Annotated in this window: 17 protein-coding genes and 1 pseudogene; 13 read left to right on the top strand and 5 right to left on the bottom strand. The window is 60.5% G+C overall.

Going from position 1 to position 17,747, the window contains the following annotated elements; all coding sequences use genetic code 11:
- Positions 1-74 precede the first annotated feature (74 nt).
- Positions 75-1,508, bottom strand: a complete 1,434-nt coding sequence (locus AC1DRN_RS28455) for a transglycosylase SLT domain-containing protein (RefSeq protein ID WP_223461814.1) — start codon at positions 1,506-1,508, stop codon at positions 75-77.
- A gap of 99 nt (positions 1,509-1,607) precedes the next feature.
- Positions 1,608-2,375 (bottom strand): hydroxyacylglutathione hydrolase, encoded by a 768-nt coding sequence (gene gloB, locus AC1DRN_RS28460; RefSeq protein WP_223461812.1) that lies wholly within the window; start codon positions 2,373-2,375, stop codon positions 1,608-1,610.
- Between the two features lie 65 nt (positions 2,376-2,440).
- On the opposite strand from gloB, the gene AC1DRN_RS28465 reads away from it, so the two are divergent.
- The 5 genes from AC1DRN_RS28465 (at position 2,441) to AC1DRN_RS28485 (ending at position 7,754) form a co-directional block, all read left to right on the top strand.
- Complete coding sequence (locus AC1DRN_RS28465) at positions 2,441-3,199, top strand: class I SAM-dependent methyltransferase (protein ID WP_223461810.1); 759 nt, start codon at positions 2,441-2,443, stop codon at positions 3,197-3,199.
- Between the two features lie 92 nt (positions 3,200-3,291).
- Positions 3,292-3,744 (top strand): ribonuclease HI, encoded by a 453-nt coding sequence (gene rnhA / locus AC1DRN_RS28470; RefSeq protein ID WP_053158774.1) that lies wholly within the window; start codon positions 3,292-3,294, stop codon positions 3,742-3,744.
- Between the two features lie 242 nt (positions 3,745-3,986).
- Positions 3,987-4,745: a DNA polymerase III subunit epsilon gene (gene dnaQ, locus AC1DRN_RS28475; RefSeq protein ID WP_457266172.1), complete on the top strand. Its 759-nt coding sequence runs from the start codon at positions 3,987-3,989 to the stop codon at positions 4,743-4,745.
- Positions 4,746-4,869: 124 nt separating this feature from the next.
- Entirely contained in the window at positions 4,870-7,125 is a 2,256-nt protein-coding gene (locus AC1DRN_RS28480; protein WP_457266171.1) for an Orn/Lys/Arg family decarboxylase, read from the top strand.
- 14 nt (positions 7,126-7,139) lie between these two features.
- Positions 7,140-7,754, top strand: coding sequence for a GNAT family N-acetyltransferase (locus AC1DRN_RS28485; RefSeq protein WP_223461804.1), 615 nt, complete (start codon positions 7,140-7,142; stop codon positions 7,752-7,754).
- Here AC1DRN_RS28485 and AC1DRN_RS28490 read toward each other — a convergent pair.
- Together AC1DRN_RS28490 and AC1DRN_RS28495 are read right to left on the bottom strand one after the other, a co-directional pair.
- Positions 7,720-8,613, bottom strand: coding sequence for a LysR substrate-binding domain-containing protein (locus AC1DRN_RS28490; protein ID WP_223461802.1), 894 nt, complete (start codon positions 8,611-8,613; stop codon positions 7,720-7,722). The genes AC1DRN_RS28485 and AC1DRN_RS28490 overlap by 35 nt on opposite strands.
- 88 nt (positions 8,614-8,701) lie before the next feature.
- Positions 8,702-8,929 carry a hypothetical protein gene (locus AC1DRN_RS28495; protein ID WP_223461799.1) on the bottom strand — a complete coding sequence of 76 codons (228 nt, stop codon included), beginning with the start codon at positions 8,927-8,929 and terminating at the stop codon, positions 8,702-8,704.
- A 175-nt stretch (positions 8,930-9,104) separates the two neighbouring features.
- Between AC1DRN_RS28495 and AC1DRN_RS28500 the strand changes: the two genes are divergently transcribed.
- Positions 9,105-9,665 carry an NADPH-dependent FMN reductase gene (locus tag AC1DRN_RS28500; protein ID WP_223461797.1) on the top strand — a complete coding sequence of 187 codons (561 nt, stop codon included), beginning with the start codon at positions 9,105-9,107 and terminating at the stop codon, positions 9,663-9,665.
- Between the two features lie 196 nt (positions 9,666-9,861).
- Here AC1DRN_RS28500 and AC1DRN_RS28505 read toward each other — a convergent pair whose 3' ends face one another.
- Positions 9,862-10,812 (bottom strand): DUF1853 family protein, encoded by a 951-nt coding sequence (locus AC1DRN_RS28505; protein ID WP_223461795.1) that lies wholly within the window; start codon positions 10,810-10,812, stop codon positions 9,862-9,864.
- A gap of 117 nt (positions 10,813-10,929) precedes the next feature.
- On the opposite strand from AC1DRN_RS28505, the gene AC1DRN_RS28510 reads away from it, so the two are divergent.
- From AC1DRN_RS28510 to AC1DRN_RS28540, 7 genes and pseudogenes are all read left to right on the top strand, one after another.
- A complete protein-coding gene (locus AC1DRN_RS28510) occupies positions 10,930-11,820 on the top strand; it encodes an NAD(+) kinase (RefSeq protein WP_057398469.1) in 891 nt (296 codons plus the stop codon).
- Positions 11,820-12,791, top strand: a complete 972-nt coding sequence (locus AC1DRN_RS28515; RefSeq protein ID WP_223461793.1) for a metallophosphoesterase — start codon at positions 11,820-11,822, stop codon at positions 12,789-12,791. The genes AC1DRN_RS28510 and AC1DRN_RS28515 overlap by 1 nt, the downstream gene beginning before the upstream one ends.
- Entirely contained in the window at positions 12,788-13,657 is an 870-nt protein-coding gene (locus tag AC1DRN_RS28520) for a rhomboid family intramembrane serine protease (RefSeq protein ID WP_223461791.1), read from the top strand. Before AC1DRN_RS28515 ends, AC1DRN_RS28520 begins: the two co-directional genes overlap by 4 nt.
- Before the next feature lie 32 nt (positions 13,658-13,689).
- A complete protein-coding gene (locus tag AC1DRN_RS28525; protein WP_223461789.1) occupies positions 13,690-13,950 on the top strand; it encodes a YeaC family protein in 261 nt (86 codons plus the stop codon).
- Positions 13,947-14,777 carry a DUF2797 domain-containing protein gene (locus AC1DRN_RS28530; RefSeq protein WP_223461787.1) on the top strand — a complete coding sequence of 277 codons (831 nt, stop codon included), beginning with the start codon at positions 13,947-13,949 and terminating at the stop codon, positions 14,775-14,777. The genes AC1DRN_RS28525 and AC1DRN_RS28530 overlap by 4 nt, the downstream gene beginning before the upstream one ends.
- A 10-nt stretch (positions 14,778-14,787) precedes the next feature.
- Positions 14,788-17,445, top strand: coding sequence for an aminopeptidase N (gene pepN / locus AC1DRN_RS28535; protein ID WP_477786870.1), 2,658 nt, complete (start codon positions 14,788-14,790; stop codon positions 17,443-17,445).
- Positions 17,446-17,610: 165 nt separating this feature from the next.
- A pseudogene (locus AC1DRN_RS28540) lies at positions 17,611-17,747 on the top strand (IS4 family transposase); the annotation flags it as partial.

The raw sequence follows: 17,747 nt of genomic DNA on the forward strand, positions 1-17,747 counted from the left end.
CGCTCCCACAGGTTTTTGCACTCGCCACAAAAACTGCGCAGGCATAAAAAGCCCCTGAATTCAGGGGCTGTTGTTTAGTGCGGGTTGGCCACGGTCAACATTTGGCCAGGCTTCAGCGCCTGGCCGACACGCGGGTTCCAGCGCTTGAGGTGCTGCATCTCTACGTTGAAGCGCTTGGCCACGATGTACAGCGAGTCGCCTTGCTGGACCTTGTACGTGGTCTGCTGTTTTTTGGTATTCGCTGCAATCACGGTGTTGACGCGCCCGGAGTTGCGTTTGCTGTTGTCCTGCATGACCAGGGTCTGGCCGGGCTTGAGGTTCTTGCCAGTCAGATTGTTCCAGCGTTGCAGGTCCTTCACGTCAACGTTGTTGGCCTTGGCGATGGAGCCGAGGTTGTCGCCGCGTTTGACCCGGTAGGAACGCTTGACGCTGGCGACCTGAGTATCGTCGGCACCTTCGAAGACCGGCTTGAGCGATTTCTTGCTGATCAGTTCTTCAGGACGCATGGTCTGCAGGCTGCTGGTCAGCAGCTGTGCCTTGGAAGTCGGCACCAGCAAATGTTGCGGGCCATCAAGGGTGGTGGTGCGCTGCTTGAAGGCCGGGTTCAGCTGGAACAGTTCGTCTTCGTCGATGTTGGCGACTTCAGCAACCTTGGACAGGTCCATCCGCTGGTTGATTTCGACGACCTGGAAGTAGGGTTCGTTGGCTATCGGGTTGAGGTTCACGCCGTAGGCTTCCGGCGCCATCACCACTTGCGACAGTGCCAGCAACTTCGGCACATAAGCCTGGGTTTCGGCGGGCAGCGGCAGGTTCCAGTAGTCGGTCGGCAGGCCGAGACGCTCGTTGCGCTCGATGGCCCGGCTGACGGTGCCTTCGCCGGCGTTGTAGGCCGCCAGGGCCAGCAACCAGTCGCCATTGAACATGTCGTGCAGGCGGGTCAGGTAATCCATCGCGGCGGTGGTCGAGGCGGTGATGTCGCGACGGCCATCATAGAAACGGGTTTGACGCAGGTTGAAGTAACGCCCGGTGGAGGGGATGAATTGCCAAAGACCCACCGCGTCGGCCCGGGAATAGGCCATCGGGTTGTAGGCACTTTCAATCACTGGCAGCAGTGCCAGTTCCAGCGGCATGTTGCGCTCTTCAAGGCGTTCGACGATGTAATGAATGTATAGGCTGCCACGTTCGCCGGCGTTTTCGAGGAAAGATGGATTGCTGGCGAACCAAAGGCGCTGTTGCTCGATGCGCGGGTTGACGCCCAGCCCGTCCTGCAACTGGAAGCCCTGGCGCATACGCTCCCAGACGTCTTGCGGAATTTGCGGGCTGGGTTTTTCGCTGAGCCAGATCGGCTTCTGCTTGGCGCGCGCGGCGATGTTCGACGTATGCGCCGCATCAGTCTGCGGCGCATGGCTGGAACAGCCCGCCAGGGTGGCGGACACAGCCACCGCAATGGCTTGAGCCAAGCGGGTCAATGCGTCTGAACTGATGGCTTTGCGAATAGGTGACGACATTGGCTGGAAGTAAGTTCCGGGCAAAAATGTCGGGCGATTCTAGAAAGGGCACCCTGCGCGGTCAACCTTTCAGAATTGTTGCAACCTTGCGAGATCCCTTTAGAACGTGTCTTTCCACGCTCGAATAGCAGCAAAAACCATATCGGGCGCCGAGTTATCGGTGCCGGTCCGTTCGTCCGCTTTTTCTTTAACGGATGTTTCACCGGAGCGCAAAAACGGGTTCGTGAGCTTTTCCAGCGCCAGTGTCGACGGCAGCGTCATGATCCCGGATTGCCGTTGGCGGGTAACTTTGGCCAGGCGCTCGGCGGTGTCCGGGTTGTTCGGTTCGACGGCCGCCGCAAACTTCAGATTGCCGAGGGTGTATTCGTGGGTGCAGTAGACCAGTGTGTCTTCCGGCAACGCAGCGAGGCGCGTCAGCGAGCTGTACATTTGCTGTGGCGTGCCTTCGAACAACCGCCCGCAGCCGGCGGCAAACAAGGTGTCGCCGCAGAACAGCAAGCCGTGATGGTAATAGGCGATATGCCCCAGGGTGTGGCCAGGGACCGCGAAGATATCGAAGTCCAGGCCGAGAACGCTGACCTTGTCGTTGTCCTTGAGCGCAACGTCCCGAGCCGGGATTTTTTCGCTGGCCGGGCCATAGACTTTCGCGTTTGTCGCTTTCTTCAGCAACTCGACGCCGCCGACGTGGTCATGATGGTGGTGAGTGATCAAAATATCACTCAGTACCCAACCCGGATTGGCCGCGAGCCAGGCTTGTACCGGGGCGGCATCACCCGGATCGACGACCGCGCAGCGCTTGCTGCCGTGGTCTTGTAACAACCAGATGTAGTTGTCGGTGAAGGCGGGCAGGGCAGTGATCTGTATCATCGTCGGATTCGCCAAGCGGAAAACAATGGCGCATCTTAGAACTTCCTGGCGTGTTGGAGAATGCAATGACTGATAAAGCGTTCGCACAGGCTGATCCTGACTGGCTCGCGTTGATCGGCGCGGCCCGCGAGTGGCTGGCCGGTCCCATCGGGCAATTTCTGCTGGACGAAGAGCGGCGCATGCTCGAAGACGAGCTCGGGCGGTTCTTTGGTGGTTATCTGGTGCATTACGGCCCCTCGGCCCAAACCCCGCCGTCAGCCCCGCAGGTGCAGCGCAATGTGCGCCTTGGCGCGCCGTTGCCGGGGGTCGAGATCGTCTGCGAGGAACAGGCCTGGCCGTTGAGCGAGCATGCTGCCGACGTGGTGGTGCTGCAACATGGCCTGGATTTCTGCCTGTCGCCCCACGGTTTGCTTCGCGAGGCGGCAAGCAGCGTGCGGCCCGGGGGGCATTTGCTGATCATCGGCATCAATCCCTGGAGCACTTGGGGGCTGCGGCATGTGTTTGCCCAGGATGCGCTGCGCAAGGCGCGCTGCATTTCGCCGTCGCGGGTCGCGGACTGGCTGAACCTGCTGGGCTTCGCGCTGGAGAAACGCCGCTTCGGGTGCTATCGTCCGCCGCTTGCGTCACCGGCATGGCAGACTCGCCTGGCCGGTTGGGAGCGCAGGGCCGGTGACTGGCAACTGTCGGGCGGCGGCTTCTATCTGTTGGTGGCGCGCAAGATCGTGGTGGGCCTGCGACCGGTCCGTCAGGAGCGGCGCGAGCCGATGGGCAAGCTGATTCCTTTGCCGATGGCCAAGGTCAACCGGCGCAACATCGAACCGTAATACACACTTTTCATTTGCGGCCGGGCCTGTCCCGGCTTCGGCCGTTGTCGATCAGCGATCGGCGGGCCAGCGCATTTTCTGGATAGATTGGCATGAGCGATAGCGTAGAACTGTTCACCGACGGCGCCTGCAAGGGCAACCCTGGCCCTGGCGGCTGGGGCGCGCTGCTGGTGTGCAAGGGCGTCGAAAAGGAACTCTGGGGCGGCGAAGCCAATACCACCAACAACCGCATGGAGCTGATGGGCGCGATCCGCGGCCTGGAAGAGCTCAAGCGTCCCTGCGAGGTGCTGCTGGTGACCGACTCCCAGTACGTGATGAAAGGCATCAACGAGTGGATGGACAACTGGAAGAAGCGCGGCTGGAAAACCGCGGCGAAGGAGCCGGTGAAGAATGCTGACCTGTGGAAGTTGCTCGACGAGCAGGTCAATCGCCACAAGGTCACCTGGAAATGGGTGCGCGGACACATTGGCCATCACGGCAACGAACGGGCCGACCAGTTGGCCAACCGTGGCGTGGATGAAGTGCGCGGGTACAAGCAAAGCTGAATTGAGTTCAACCGATACACCGAGTTGCSSCCATCGTCGGARCGCCGCCCGGASCAAGCTCGCTCCCACATTTTGATCTGCGTCGAGCACAAACTTTGTGTGCACTGGCGATCCACTGTGGGAGCGAGCTTGSTCCGGGCGGCGCTCCGACGATGGGGGCAACACGGTGTATCTGAAAGACCCCGGCAAGCGTGTTAACATCGCCGCTTTTGCACGATTGACCGATTGAGAGCTGAGCGCTGATGGCCACCAGATCCGTAGTACTCGACACCGAAACCACCGGCATGCCGGTGACCGACGGCCACCGGATTATCGAAATCGGTTGTGTCGAGTTGATCGGCCGACGCCTGACGGGCCGGCACTTTCACGTGTACCTGCAACCCGATCGCGAAAGTGACGAGGGCGCCATCGGCGTCCACGGCATCACCAACGAATTCCTCGTGGGCAAGCCGCGTTTTGCCGAAGTGGCCGAAGAGTTCTTCGAGTTCATCAAGGGCGCGCAGCTGATCATCCATAACGCGGCGTTCGACGTTGGCTTCATCAACAACGAATTCGCCCTGATGGGGCAGCAGGACCGCGCGGACATCACGCAGCACTGCACGATCCTCGACACCCTGATGATGGCCCGGGAACGTCACCCGGGGCAGCGCAACAGCCTCGACGCCTTGTGCAAGCGCTATGGCGTCGACAACTCCGGCCGTGAACTGCACGGCGCCTTGCTCGACTCCGAGATTCTCGCCGACGTCTACCTGACCATGACCGGGGGGCAGACCAGCCTGTCCCTGGCCGGTAACGCCTCCGATGGCAATGGCTCCGGTGAAGGGGCGGACAATTCGGCCACCGAGATTCGCCGTTTGCCAGCAGATCGCCAGCCGACGCGCATCATCCGCGCCAGCGAGGACGACCTGGCCCGCCACGCGGCGCGCCTGGAAATCATCGGCAAATCCGCTGGAGCCCCTGCGTTGTGGGTGCAGTTGGCCGAGGCTGAAGCTCAGGTTTAGCCCTTTCAAAAAAAGGGACACCTTGTGACCCATTTCAGGGCATCCTGCTCGCCACATCTTCTGCAACACTCTACCCTGAGGTAATTGGCAGGCTCTGGTCTGCCGCCTCAGGACACTGAGCCTCATGTATAAAGATTTGAAATTCCCGGTCCTGATTGTCCATCGCGACATCAAGTCCGACAGCGTTGCCGGCGACCGTGTGCGGGGAATTGCCCGGGAGCTGGAGCAGGAAGGGTTCAGCGTCGTTTCAGCGGTGGACTACACCGAAGGACGATTGGTGGCGTCGACTTACCATGGCCTGTCCTGCATGTTGATTGCCTCTGAGGACGCCAGCGCCCATTCCCATTTATTGCAAAACATGGCCGAGCTGATTGGTCTGGCGCGAGTGCGTGCGCCGGATCTGCCGATCTTCGCCTTGGGCGAAACAGTGACCCTGGAAAATGCGCCTGCCGACGCCATGGCCGAGCTCAATCAGTTGCGCGGCATTCTTTACCTGTTTGAAGACACGGTGCCCTTTCTCGCCCGACAGGTGGCCCGCGCCGCGCGCAAATACCTCGATGGCCTGTTGCCGCCGTTTTTCAAGGCGTTGGTGCAACACACGGCGGACTCCAACTATTCGTGGCACACCCCCGGTCACGGCGGTGGCGTGGCGTATCACAAGAGTCCGGTCGGGCAGGCGTTTCACCAGTTTTTCGGGGAAAACACCCTGCGCTCGGATCTTTCGGTGTCGGTGCCGGAGCTCGGCTCTTTACTCGATCACACCGGTCCCCTGGCTGAAGCCGAGGCCCGTGCAGCACGTAATTTCGGCGCCGATCACACCTTTTTCGTGATCAATGGCACGTCCACGGCCAACAAGATTGTCTGGCACTCGGCGGTCGCCCGCGATGACCTGGTGCTGGTGGATCGCAATTGCCACAAGTCGGTGCTGCACTCGATCATCATGACCGGCGCGATCCCGCTGTACTTGTGTCCGGAGCGTAATGAGCTGGGGATCATAGGCCCGATTCCCCTGAGTGAGTTCAGCCGTGAATCGATCCAGGCCAAGATCGACGCCAGTCCGCTGACCAAGGGGCGTTCACCGAAGGTCAAACTCGCCGTAGTGACCAATTCGACCTATGACGGCCTCTGCTACAACGCGGAGCTGATCAGGCAGCAACTGGGCAATAGCGTTGAGGTGCTGCACTTCGACGAGGCCTGGTACGCCTATGCGGCGTTTCATGAGTTTTTTGCCGGGCGCTACGGCATGGATACGTCCCGTGATGAAGACAGCCCGTTGGTGTTTACCACCCACTCCACCCACAAGTTGCTGGCGGCTTTCAGTCAGGCGTCGATGATTCACGTGCGCGATGGCGGCGCGCGGCAACTGGACCGGGATCGCTTCAACGAAGCGTTCATGATGCACATCTCGACTTCGCCGCAGTACGGCATCATCGCCTCGCTGGATGTGGCTTCGGCGATGATGGAAGGGCCGGCCGGGCGTTCGCTGTTGCAGGAAATGTTCGACGAAGCCCTGAGTTTTCGCCGGGCGCTGGCTAATTTGAGACAGCACATTGCTGCTGATGACTGGTGGTTTTCGATCTGGCAACCGCCGTCGGCGGAAGGTATCGAGCGGGTCGTCACCGAGGATTGGTTGCTGCAGCCCGATGCCGACTGGCATGGCTTTGGCGGCGTGACCGACGATTATGTGCTGCTCGACCCGATCAAGGTCACGCTGGTGATGCCTGGATTGACGGCCGGTGGCGCCCTCAGTGAGCGAGGGATTCCGGCGGCAGTGGTCAGCAAGTTCCTTTGGGAGCGTGGCCTGGTGGTCGAGAAGACCGGGCTGTATTCGTTCCTGGTGTTGTTCTCCATGGGCATCACCAAGGGCAAGTGGAGCACGCTGCTAACCGAACTGCTGGAGTTCAAGCGCAGCTACGACGCCAACGTCAGTCTGACCAGTTGCCTGCCCTGTGTGGCGCAAGAGAATGTCGCGCGCTATCAGGGCATGGGCCTGCGTGATCTGTGCGATCAGCTACATGCCTGTTATCGCAGCAACGCCACCGCCAGGCACCTCAAGCGCATGTACACCGTACTGCCGGAAGTCGCGATGAAGCCGGCGGACGCCTATGATCAATTGGTGCGGGGTGAAGTCGAAGCCGTGTCGATCGATGCGGTCGCCGGGCGGATCGCGGCGGTGATGCTGGTGCCGTATCCACCTGGCATTCCGCTGATCATGCCGGGCGAGCGCTTTACCGAGTCGACCCGCTCGATCATCGATTACCTGGCGTTTGCCCGCACGTTCGATAGCAGTTTCCCGGGGTTCGTTGCTGATGTGCACGGATTGCAACATGAAGATCAGGGCAGTGGACGGTGCTACACCGTCGATTGCATCAAGGAATGAGGACCTTTCCCAGTATGCAGCCGGTTATAAATCCGAATTTCCCAGGGTTGTCGGTACGGGTTGCCGACGAGGGTTTTGCCGCCTATATCTGGGGCAGTGATTTCAGTTTTGAAGTCGCGGCCTACGGTGCGGCCGAAATAGGCAAGCCGGTGGCACAGTGGCCGGTCACCCCGATCACGCCTTATCGCAAGTGCTACGGCATCGACCCCGAGGAATTCAGCAGCTTTCGCGATGGCGCCGACAGCGCGATTTTCATGGCCTATCTGGATGACCAGCCCGTGGGGCATCTGGTGGTCAGTACCAACTGGAACGGCTTTGCCCATATCGACGAACTGGCGGTGCATGCACCGGCCCGACGGCATGGAGTGGCCAAGGCCCTGCTGGATGTGGCGCAATTCTGGAGCCGCAAGAAAAAACTCCCGGGCATCATGCTCGAAACCCAGAACAACAACCTCGGGGCCTGCCGGCTCTATGAGCGCTGCGGTTATGTGATTGGCGGGCTCGACCAGCTGCGCTATCGCGGCATCGATCCGAACACCGCCGAAGTGGCGCTGTTCTGGTATCGAATGTTCGAAAATCCGCTGGAAAATATGCTCAGTTCGTCAGCATCGCCGCGGCTTGTTCCGTGACGATGGCCAACAGTGCCTGAACCGCCGGAGACGGCTCGACGTTTTTCAGCGACAAGGCGTAGAGAATGATCGGCACGGCTGGCGCCAACGGGCAGGTGTCCAGTCCCGAGGCTTTGGCACCAAGGGCGGTGAAGGGGTCGACGATGGCCAGACCTTCGCCGGCCTCGACCATGCTGCGCATCATCTGATGCGTCTGGACCCGGGTTTGAATCACCGGAGCAGGGCGCAAGCCGTGCAGTTTGTTTTCCAGTGCCGGGCTCAGCGGGTCTTGCCCCTCAAGGCCGATCATCGATTGACCGGCCAGATCCTGCAGTGAAATGTATTTCTGTTTCGGTTGCAGCCAGCCATGGGGTGCGAGCAATTGAAGTTTGCCCTGGGCAATCGCCTGGCAATCGAGGTCGGCGTGATCAGGGTCATGCAGGCTCAGCCCCAGATCGCTTTCACGTAGCAGCAGGCTTCTGACGATGTCGCGGGTGGGCTGGCAAAGGAGTGTGCAAGGCGCGTCGGGCAGTCGTCGGCGCAGTGCCGCGATGCTGTGTGGCAACAGTTGGTTAGCCAGAGGCGGGGTACAGATGATGCGCAATGGCGGCGCCAGGTATTGCCTGAGGCTGTTGGCCAGGCGCTGTACGGGTTCGAGTGCATCGTAGACCCGGACAATTTCCACCTGCAATTCCCGCGCTTCGCGGGTGGCCTGCAAACGCCCGCGAACGCTGGCGAACAGCATGAAACCCAACTGATCCTCGGCGTCGCGCAGCAAGCGCTCGACTTCGGTCACCGGCATCTGCAGCCATTCGGCGGCGGTGCCCAGGTGACCGGTCTGCAAGAGCGCCTGGATCACTTCGATATGGCGTAAGCGCATGCGTGAAGTCCATGTTCAGCAGGTGGAGGAGTCAGTGGCTGAATCCTACCCCAAGTCCGCGCATATGACTTCTGCTCATAACGACGGGTTATGAAGCGCTGGCGGTTTGCGGTTCGCGGGTAATGGTCACGCCGGTTTGCACCAGCATGAATTCATTGTCGTCGACCTTGTTGACACGGTCGCCAATGGCCAGCTTGTAGGTGGTGACAGGCCCTGAACCGTCTACCGCCGGGGTGGAGTCCTGGAACTCGTGCACCGAATAAATACGGCCTTCCGCATCTCTTGCATGGAACTGACCGACGAGTACTGCTGCCATCTGTTTAGAACCTCTGGAGATAAATCACTCAATTTGCGGCACTGTAGACCGTGCTTGGGCGAGGTAAGTTTTCCTACGGGAAAAAAATAGTCAGGGACGGTGTTTTCGGTCGCCCGCTGCTTGAATCGTCATCTATAACTACAAGCTCTTCCTATCGGACAGTCGAGAAACTCTTATGAGCAACGTCTATACGATCGCCGTCGTGGTCGGCAGCTTGAGAAAGGAATCGATCAACCGCAAGGTCGCACGGGCCCTGATAGAGCTGGCGCCGGCCAATCTCAAGCTCAACATCGTCGAAATTGGCGATTTGCCGCTCTATAACGAAGACATCGATGGCGCTTCACCGCCGGCAGCCTACAGCACTTTCCGACAACAGGTGAGCTCATCCGACGCGGTGTTGTTCGTGACCCCGGAATACAACCGTTCGGTGCCGGCGCCGCTGAAAAACGCGATTGACGTCGGTTCTCGCCCTTATGGCAAGAGTTCGTGGAGTGGCAAGCCCGGCGCCGTTATCAGTGCTTCTCCGGGGGCCGTCGGCGGGTTTGGTGCCAATCACAACCTGCGTCAGTCCATGGTGTTTCTGAATGTGCCGATGATGCAGCAGCCGGAGGCCTATCTGGGGAACGCCGGTTCGGCGTTCGACGAGGCGGGCAAGTTGTCCGAGTCGGTCAAGCCGTTCCTGCAAAATTTCATCAATGCCTATGGGCAATGGGTCGAGCAGCACAAGAAAGTTTGATGTTCATTGGTCAGCGCTTTGTCCTGCGAAGCGCTGGATAACCGGCAATGCGGTTGTCTCTTTGGACCGGGTTGACCCCTTCGCGAGCAGGCTCGCTCCCACAGGGATCCTCAGTGGATACAAAACTTGCGAATGACTGAGATCCAATGTGGGAGCGAGCCTGCTCGCGATGGGGACGGCTCAGACACAGCAAAATTCAGGTATTGCCCGGCACATTCGGCCAAAGATCCGCCACCAGAAACAATCGCTCGGCTTCTTCCCAGTCGCCGCTGGCATTTTCCGTCAGGCGCACCAGCAATTGTGCCGGCGCCAGCGGGTCCAGGTCATTGAGCCACGCCTGCATCTGTTCAGGGTTCCAGGTGTGCTCCGCCGAGTAATGCGCCGGCGCCAGCCAGGCGTGGCGAGGCAGGGGTTGCCAGCGACCGGGCGGGCTCTGGGCCAACAATGCCGGCCAATCCTTTTGATGCAACCAACGACCGCGCAAATGCTGCGGATGTGCGCCCGCCGGTGAGGCCGCCTGTCCGGGCCATGGGTACAGCAAGTACCCGCCCAGCCACAAATGGGCGCTGAACGCCTGGATATCCAGCGCCGCCAGCACTTCACGGCTCTCGGGGCGCGCGGAAATCGGCAATTGATGCTGGCTCAGGTGCGCCAGTTTGCGGTCGAGCCGGTCGTGGCAGCCCGGGCCCAGCCACTGGGCGGTGTCATGTCCGTCGCCGGATTGCGGGCCGAGGTAGAGCTTGATCGCCAGTTCCAGGTGATGCACGCCGTCGCGGTCGCGCAGCAGCATGTCCAGTTCACCCAGGGTGTGCCCCTCGCGGCGAATCGGCATGTTGGCGGCAATCAGTTCTATGCCGGGCGCATGCTGTACGGCGAATTGCCAGAGGCGTTCGTAATACAGGCCCAGACGCTGGGTCCGGGCCTGGGCCAGCCAGTGCAGCAAGCCATAACTGTCCCGGTCCAGTTGCCGCAGCCAATGCTCCAGGCGCTCCGGTGTCTGCACCCAGTCGCTACCGGCCAGCGGGTGACGCTGTGGCCACAGGGTGCCGTCCAGCATAGGCGGCGCGAGGATGACCCACGCCAGGTCACGCACTTCGGGATGGCGTAATTGATGGGGCAGGTGGAGCAAATCGGGAAATAGCATCATCTTGCGAGCATAGCCCGAAACCCGGGCACAACCTTGAAGCTGAAAGGATTTTGTCTACGGGCGGCTTTCGCCCATAATCGTGGTTTTCGCCGCCACACAGATCCCCGCAGGAGCCCCATGGAGCAATTTCGCAATATCGGCATCATCGGTCGCCTGGGCAGTTCCCAGGTGCTGGATACCGTCCGCCGACTGAAACGGTTTCTGCTCGATCGTCACCTGCACGTGATCCTCGAAGACACCATCGCCGAAGTGCTGCCAGGGCATGGCTTGCAAACCTCGTCGCGCAAGATGCTCGGCGAAGTCTGCGACATGGTCATCGTGGTCGGTGGTGACGGCAGCCTGCTCGGCGCCGCCCGGGCACTGGCCAGGCACAATATCCCGGTGCTCGGCATCAACCGCGGCAGCCTGGGTTTCCTGACCGACATTCGCCCCGACGAGCTGGAAACCAAGGTCGCCGAAGTGCTGGATGGCCACTATCTGGTGGAAAACCGCTTCCTGCTGCAGGCCGAAGTCCGTCGCCACGGCGAGGCCATCGGCCAGGGCGATGCACTGAACGATGTGGTACTGCACCCAGGCAAATCCACCCGAATGATCGAATTCGAGCTGTACATCGACGGCCAGTTCGTCTGCAGCCAGAAGGCCGACGGCCTGATCGTCGCCACGCCGACCGGTTCCACCGCATATGCACTGTCTGCCGGCGGGCCGATCATGCATCCCAAGCTCGACGCTATTGTGATTGTGCCGATGTACCCCCATACCTTGTCAGGTAGACCGATTGTGGTCGATGGCAACAGTGAGCTGAAAATCGTCGTGTCCAAGGATATGCAGATTTACCCGCAAGTCTCGTGTGACGGGCAGAACCACTTTACCTGCGCGCCCGGCGACACCATTACCGTCAGCAAGAAAGCCCAGAAACTGCGGCTGATTCACCCGCTCGACCACAACTACTATGAAGTCTGCCGGACCAAGCTCGGCTGGGGCAGCAAGTTGGGGGGTGGAGGCGACTGATGCTCGATCCCGCGCGTAGCTACGACCTGATCGGTGACGTGCACGGTTGCGCTCTGACCCTGGAGCACTTGCTCGACCGACTCGGTTATCACAAACAGGCTGGCGTCTGGCGACACGCCTCGCGCATGGCGGTGTTCGTCGGCGATATCATCGATCGCGGCCCGCGGATTCGCGAGGCGCTGCATATCGTCCACGACATGGTCGAGGCCGGTCAGGCGCTGTGCATCATGGGCAACCACGAGTTCAATGCGCTGGGCTGGAGCACGCCGGCGCTACCCGGCAGCGGCAAGCAATTCGTGCGCGAGCACACGCCGCGCCATGCCCGCCTGCTGCATGAAACCCTGACCCAGTTCGAACACCATCCGGGTGACTGGCACGACTTCCAGCAATGGTTCTATGAGCTGCCATTGTTCGTCGATGCCGGACGCTTCCGGGTGGTACATGCCTGCTGGGACGCCGGCCTGATCGAACCGCTGCGGGCGTTGTTCCCCAACGGTTGYGTCGACGAGCCTTTTCTCCAGGCTTCGGCGGAATCGGGATCTTTTGCCTGCACCGTCTTCGATCGCCTGTTGCGCGGCACGGACATGCGCTTGCCCCATGGCCTGACCATGACCAGCGGCGATGGGCTGGTGCGTTCGTTCTTCCGCACCAAGTTCTGGGAAGACGATCCGAAAACCTACGGCGACATCGTGTTCCAGCCCGATGCACTGCCCGAACCCGTGGCCCGGACGCCGCTGACGTCCACCGAAAAAAACAGTTTGCTGCGCTATGGCATCGACGAGCCGCTGCTGTTCGTCGGTCATTACTGGCGCAGCGGCAAGCCGGTACCGATCCGGCCGAACCTGGCCTGTCTGGATTACAGCGCGGTGCTGTACGGCAAACTGGTTGCCTATCGCCTGGATCAGGAAACCCGTCTGGATCCGCATAAATTCGTCTGGGTCGATGTCGAGCGGCCGGAGGTGCTGCAATGAGTGCTGTAGCGGTATTGCGTCTGCCATTGGCGGTGGACTTGAGCGGGTTCGTCACGCTGCTCAAGCGCATGCAGGTGCCCCACCGCGTCAGTGAAGAGGCTGGCGAGCAGGTGCTGTGGGTGCCGCAGAACATCAGCGAAGACGTTCGCGCGCTGTACGAACGCTTTCCGGCGGGCGACCCCGATCAGCAGCTGGACATTCCGTTGGCGCAGACCATCGAGCGTCCGGGGTTCGTCGAACAATTGAAATATGCCAGGGCCACCGCGCTGGTGCTGTTGCTGAGCGTGATTGTCGGCGCAGTGACCATGCTCGGCGACAATCTTGAAACGCTGCGCTGGCTGACCTTCCTCGAATTCCGCGTGGTTGGCGAATACCTCCACTTCACGCCACTGGCCGACAGCCTGGCGGCGGGGCAGTGGTGGCGCCTGTTCACGCCGATGCTGATTCACTTCGGCATCCTGCACCTGGCGATGAACGGCATGTGGTACTGGGAACTGGGGCGGCGCATCGAGTCGCGTCAGGGCAGTATCAACCTGATCGGCCTGACCCTGCTGTTCAGCCTGGTGTCCAACTACGCCCAGTATTTCTTCAGCGGCCCGACCTTGTTCGGTGGTTTGTCCGGTGTACTGTACGGCCTGCTCGGGCATTGCTGGATCTTCCAGCTGCTGGCGCCGAACCCGGCTTATCGCCTGCCGCGAGGCGTGCTGGTGATGATGCTGGTGTGGTTGCTGCTGTGCCTGTCCGGGCTGGTCTCGATGATCGGCTTCGGCGAAATCGCCAACGCGGCCCATGTCAGCGGGTTACTCATCGGATGCTTCACCGGTTTGTTGGGCGGGTTGTATAACCGCCGTAAACTGGCCGCCTAATTCAGAACATGCAATAAAGAGACGGAGACCCAATGTCCTCTTTTAACGAAATGATCAAGAACATCACCCACGATATCTACGAGAGCCTGAAACTGGCCGTGGAAATCGGCAAATGGTCCGACGGTGGCAAACTCACCGCGGAGCAGCGCGAGCTGTCACTGCAGGCGATGATCGCCTGGGAAGTCCAGAACCTGCCCGAGGACCAGCGTACCGGCTACATGGGGCCGCAGGAATGCGCTTCGAAGTCGATCGAAGTACCGAACATCCTGTTCAAGTCGGATGCCATCCATTGATCGAGATTGGCCGCGGTGCAATCAGCAAAATGTCGGCGCGCCTGGACGGGTCGAACGTGCAATACGCATTTCGTCTGGGCGAAACCGAGGTCCCGGTCAATCCGTTGATCGGTACCACGGTGCGCCTGGAATACCTGGGTGCGATCCACTGCATCCATTGCGGACGCAAGACCAAGACCAGTTTCAGCCAGGGCTACTGCTACCCGTGCATGACCAAACTGGCCCAGTGCGACGTCTGCATCATGAGCCCGGAGCGTTGCCACTTCGACGCCGGCACCTGCCGCGAGCCCGAATGGGGCGAGAAGTTCTGCATGACCGACCACGTGGTGTACCTGGCCAATTCGTCGGGGGTGAAAGTCGGGATTACCCGCGCCACCCAGCTGCCGACCCGCTGGCTCGACCAGGGTGCGAGCCAGGCCTTGCCGATCATGCGCGTCTCGACCCGGCAACAGTCCGGTTTCGTCGAGGATCTGTTCCGCAGCCAGGTGGCCGACAAGACCAACTGGCGTGCTTTGCTCAAGGGCGATGCGGCGGCGGTGAACCTGGCCGAGGTCCGCGATCAACTGTTCGACAGCTGCGCTGAAGGTTTGCTCGGGTTGCAGCAGCGATTTGGCTTGCAGGCGATCCAGCCGGTGACCGATGTCGAACCGCTGGAAATCCGCTACCCGGTCGAGCAATACCCGGCGAAGATCGTCAGCTTCAACCTGGACAAGAACCCGATTGCCGAAGGCACGCTGATGGGGGTCAAGGGCCAGTACCTGATCTTCGACACCGGCGTGATCAATATTCGTAAATACACGGCTTACCAGCTCGCCGTGCATCAGTAAGGACTCCAGCATGCGCACCGAACAACCGAAGATGATCTACCTCAAGGACTATCAGGCGCCCGAGTACCTGATCGACGAAACGCACCTGACCTTCGAGTTGTACGAGGACCACAGCCTGGTCCATGCGCAACTGGTGATGCGCCGCAACCCCGAGCGTGGCCCGGGGCTGCCGCCGCTGGTGCTGGACGGCCAGCAGCTTGAGCTGTTGGCGGTGACTCTGGCCGACCAGGAGCTTACCGAGGCGCAGTATCAGCTGACCGAGAATCACCTGACCCTGCATCCGACCAGCACCACCTTCACGGTCGACACCAGCGTCAGGATCCACCCGGAAACCAACACCGCGCTGGAAGGCCTGTACAAGTCCGGCACGATGTTCTGCACCCAGTGCGAGGCTGAAGGCTTCCGCAAAATCACCTATTACCTCGATCGCCCGGACGTGATGAGTAAGTTCACCACCACGGTGGTTGCCGAACAACACAGCTATCCGGTACTGCTGTCCAACGGCAACCCGATCGCTTCCGGTCCCGGCGAAGACGGCCGGCACTGGGCGACCTGGGAAGACCCGTTCAAGAAACCGGCGTACCTGTTTGCGCTGGTGGCCGGTGACCTGTGGTGCGTCGAAGACAGCTTCACCACCATGAGCGAGCGCAACGTGGCGCTGCGCATTTACGTCGAGCCGGAAAACATCGACAAGTGCCAGCACGCCATGAACAGCCTGAAGAAGTCCATGCGCTGGGACGAAGAGGTCTACGGTCGCGAGTACGACCTGGACATCTTCATGATCGTCGCCGTGAATGACTTCAACATGGGCGCCATGGAAAACAAGGGCCTCAACATCTTCAACTCCAGCGCCGTGCTGGCCAAGGCCGAAACCGCCACCGACGCCGCGCACCAACGGGTCGAGGCAATCGTCGCCCACGAATACTTCCACAACTGGTCGGGCAACCGCGTGACCTGCCGCGATTGGTTCCAGCTATCGCTCAAGGAAGGCTTCACCGTGTTCCGCGATGCCGGTTTCTCCTCGGACATGAACTCGGCCACGGTCAAGCGCATCCAGGACGTGGCCTACCTGCGCACCCACCAGTTCGCCGAAGACGCCGGTCCCATGGCCCACGCCGTGCGCCCGGACAGCTTCATCGAGATTTCCAACTTCTACACCCTGACCGTGTACGAAAAGGGCTCGGAAGTGGTCGGCATGATCCACACCTTGCTCGGCGCCGAAGGCTTCCGCAAAGGCAGCGACCTGTACTTCGAGCGCCACGACGGCCAGGCCGTGACCTGCGATGACTTCATCAAGGCCATGGAAGATGCCAATGGTGTCGACCTGACCCAGTTCAAGCGCTGGTACAGCCAGGCCGGTACACCGCGTCTGGCGGTAACTGAGTCCTACGACAGCGCCGCGAAAACCTACAGCCTGACCTTCCGCCAGAGCTGCCCGCAAACCCCGGACAAGGTTGAAAAACTGCCGTTCGTGATCCCTGTCGAGCTGGGCCTGCTGGATTCCAAAGGGGCAGCGATTGCCCTGCGTCTGTCCGGTGAAGCCACCGCGCAAGGGACCTCGCGGGTCATTTCGGTGACCGAAGCCGAGCAGACTTTCACCTTCGTCGATATCGCCGAACAACCGCTGCCATCGTTGCTGCGTGGTTTCTCGGCGCCGGTGAAACTGAGTTTCCCGTACAACCGCGACCAGTTGATGTTCCTGATGCAGCACGACAGCGACGGCTTCAACCGCTGGGATGCCGGCCAGCAACTGTCGGTGCAGGTGCTGCAGGAATTGATCGGCCAGCAGCAGAAGGGCGAAGCACTGGTACTCGATCAGCGTCTGGTGTCGGCGCTGCGTACTGTGCTCTCGGACGAGTCGCTGGATCAGGCCATGGTCGCAGAAATGTTGTCGCTGCCAAGCGAAGCGTACCTGACCGAGATCAGCGAAGTGGCAGACGTCGAGGCGATTCATGTCGCCCGCGAGTTTGCCCGCAAGCAACTGGCTGACGCGTTGTTCGAAGGCCTGTGGCAGCGTTATCAGGCCAATCGCGAATTGTCGAAGCAGACGCCGTACATGGCCGAAGCCGAGCATTTCGCCCGTCGTGCCTTGCAGAACATCGCGTTGTCCTACCTGATGCTCAGCGGCAAGCCGGAAGTTGTGGCTGCGACCCTGGAGCAGTTCGACGCGTGCGACAACATGACCGAGCGCCTGACCGCACTCGCCGTGCTGGTCAATTCACCGTTCGAAGCCGAGAAGGCCAAGGCGCTGGCCAGCTTCGCCGAGCACTTCAAGGACAACCCGCTGGTCATGGATCAGTGGTTCAGCGTCCAGGCCGGCAGTGYGTTGCCCGGTGGCCTGGCGCGGGTCAAGGCGTTGATGCAGCACCCGGCGTTCAACATCAAGAACCCGAACAAGGTGCGGGCACTGGTTGGTGCGTTTGCCGGGCAGAACCTGATCAACTTCCATGCTGCCGATGGTTCCGGGTATCGCTTCCTCGCGGATCTGGTGATCGAGTTGAATGGCTTTAATCCGCAGATTGCTTCTCGCCAGTTGGCGCCTTTGACTCGCTGGCGCAAGTACGACAGTGCTCGTCAGGCTTTGATGAAGGGGGAGCTGGAGCGGATTCGGGCTTCGGGGCAGTTGTCCAGTGATGTGTTTGAAGTGGTCAGCAAGAGTTTGGCTTGATCTTGGCTTTTGAACTTGGCGGCCTTTGGGCCGACCAGGTTCTTGGTTGATTGAGTACATATCCGTTTCTGCGGTAACGGCGGCTTATGGTTCCGCTCTTACAGCCAGCCCTTTCAAGGTCTTCGTTTAGAATCCCCTAAAACTCCAGTCAGGGTGACGAAAACGATGTGGGCAGAAGTTCTAGCGCGGTTTGAAAAAAAGACACCGGCCAGTGTCATGACGAAATTGATACTGGAGCAGGCTGTTCCTGCCGAATGGGTGGATCAGGTGTTTGAAGAACACCGTCAACGCCAGTACCCGCG

It is taken from the genome of Pseudomonas sp. P5_B3, assembly GCF_056400405.1.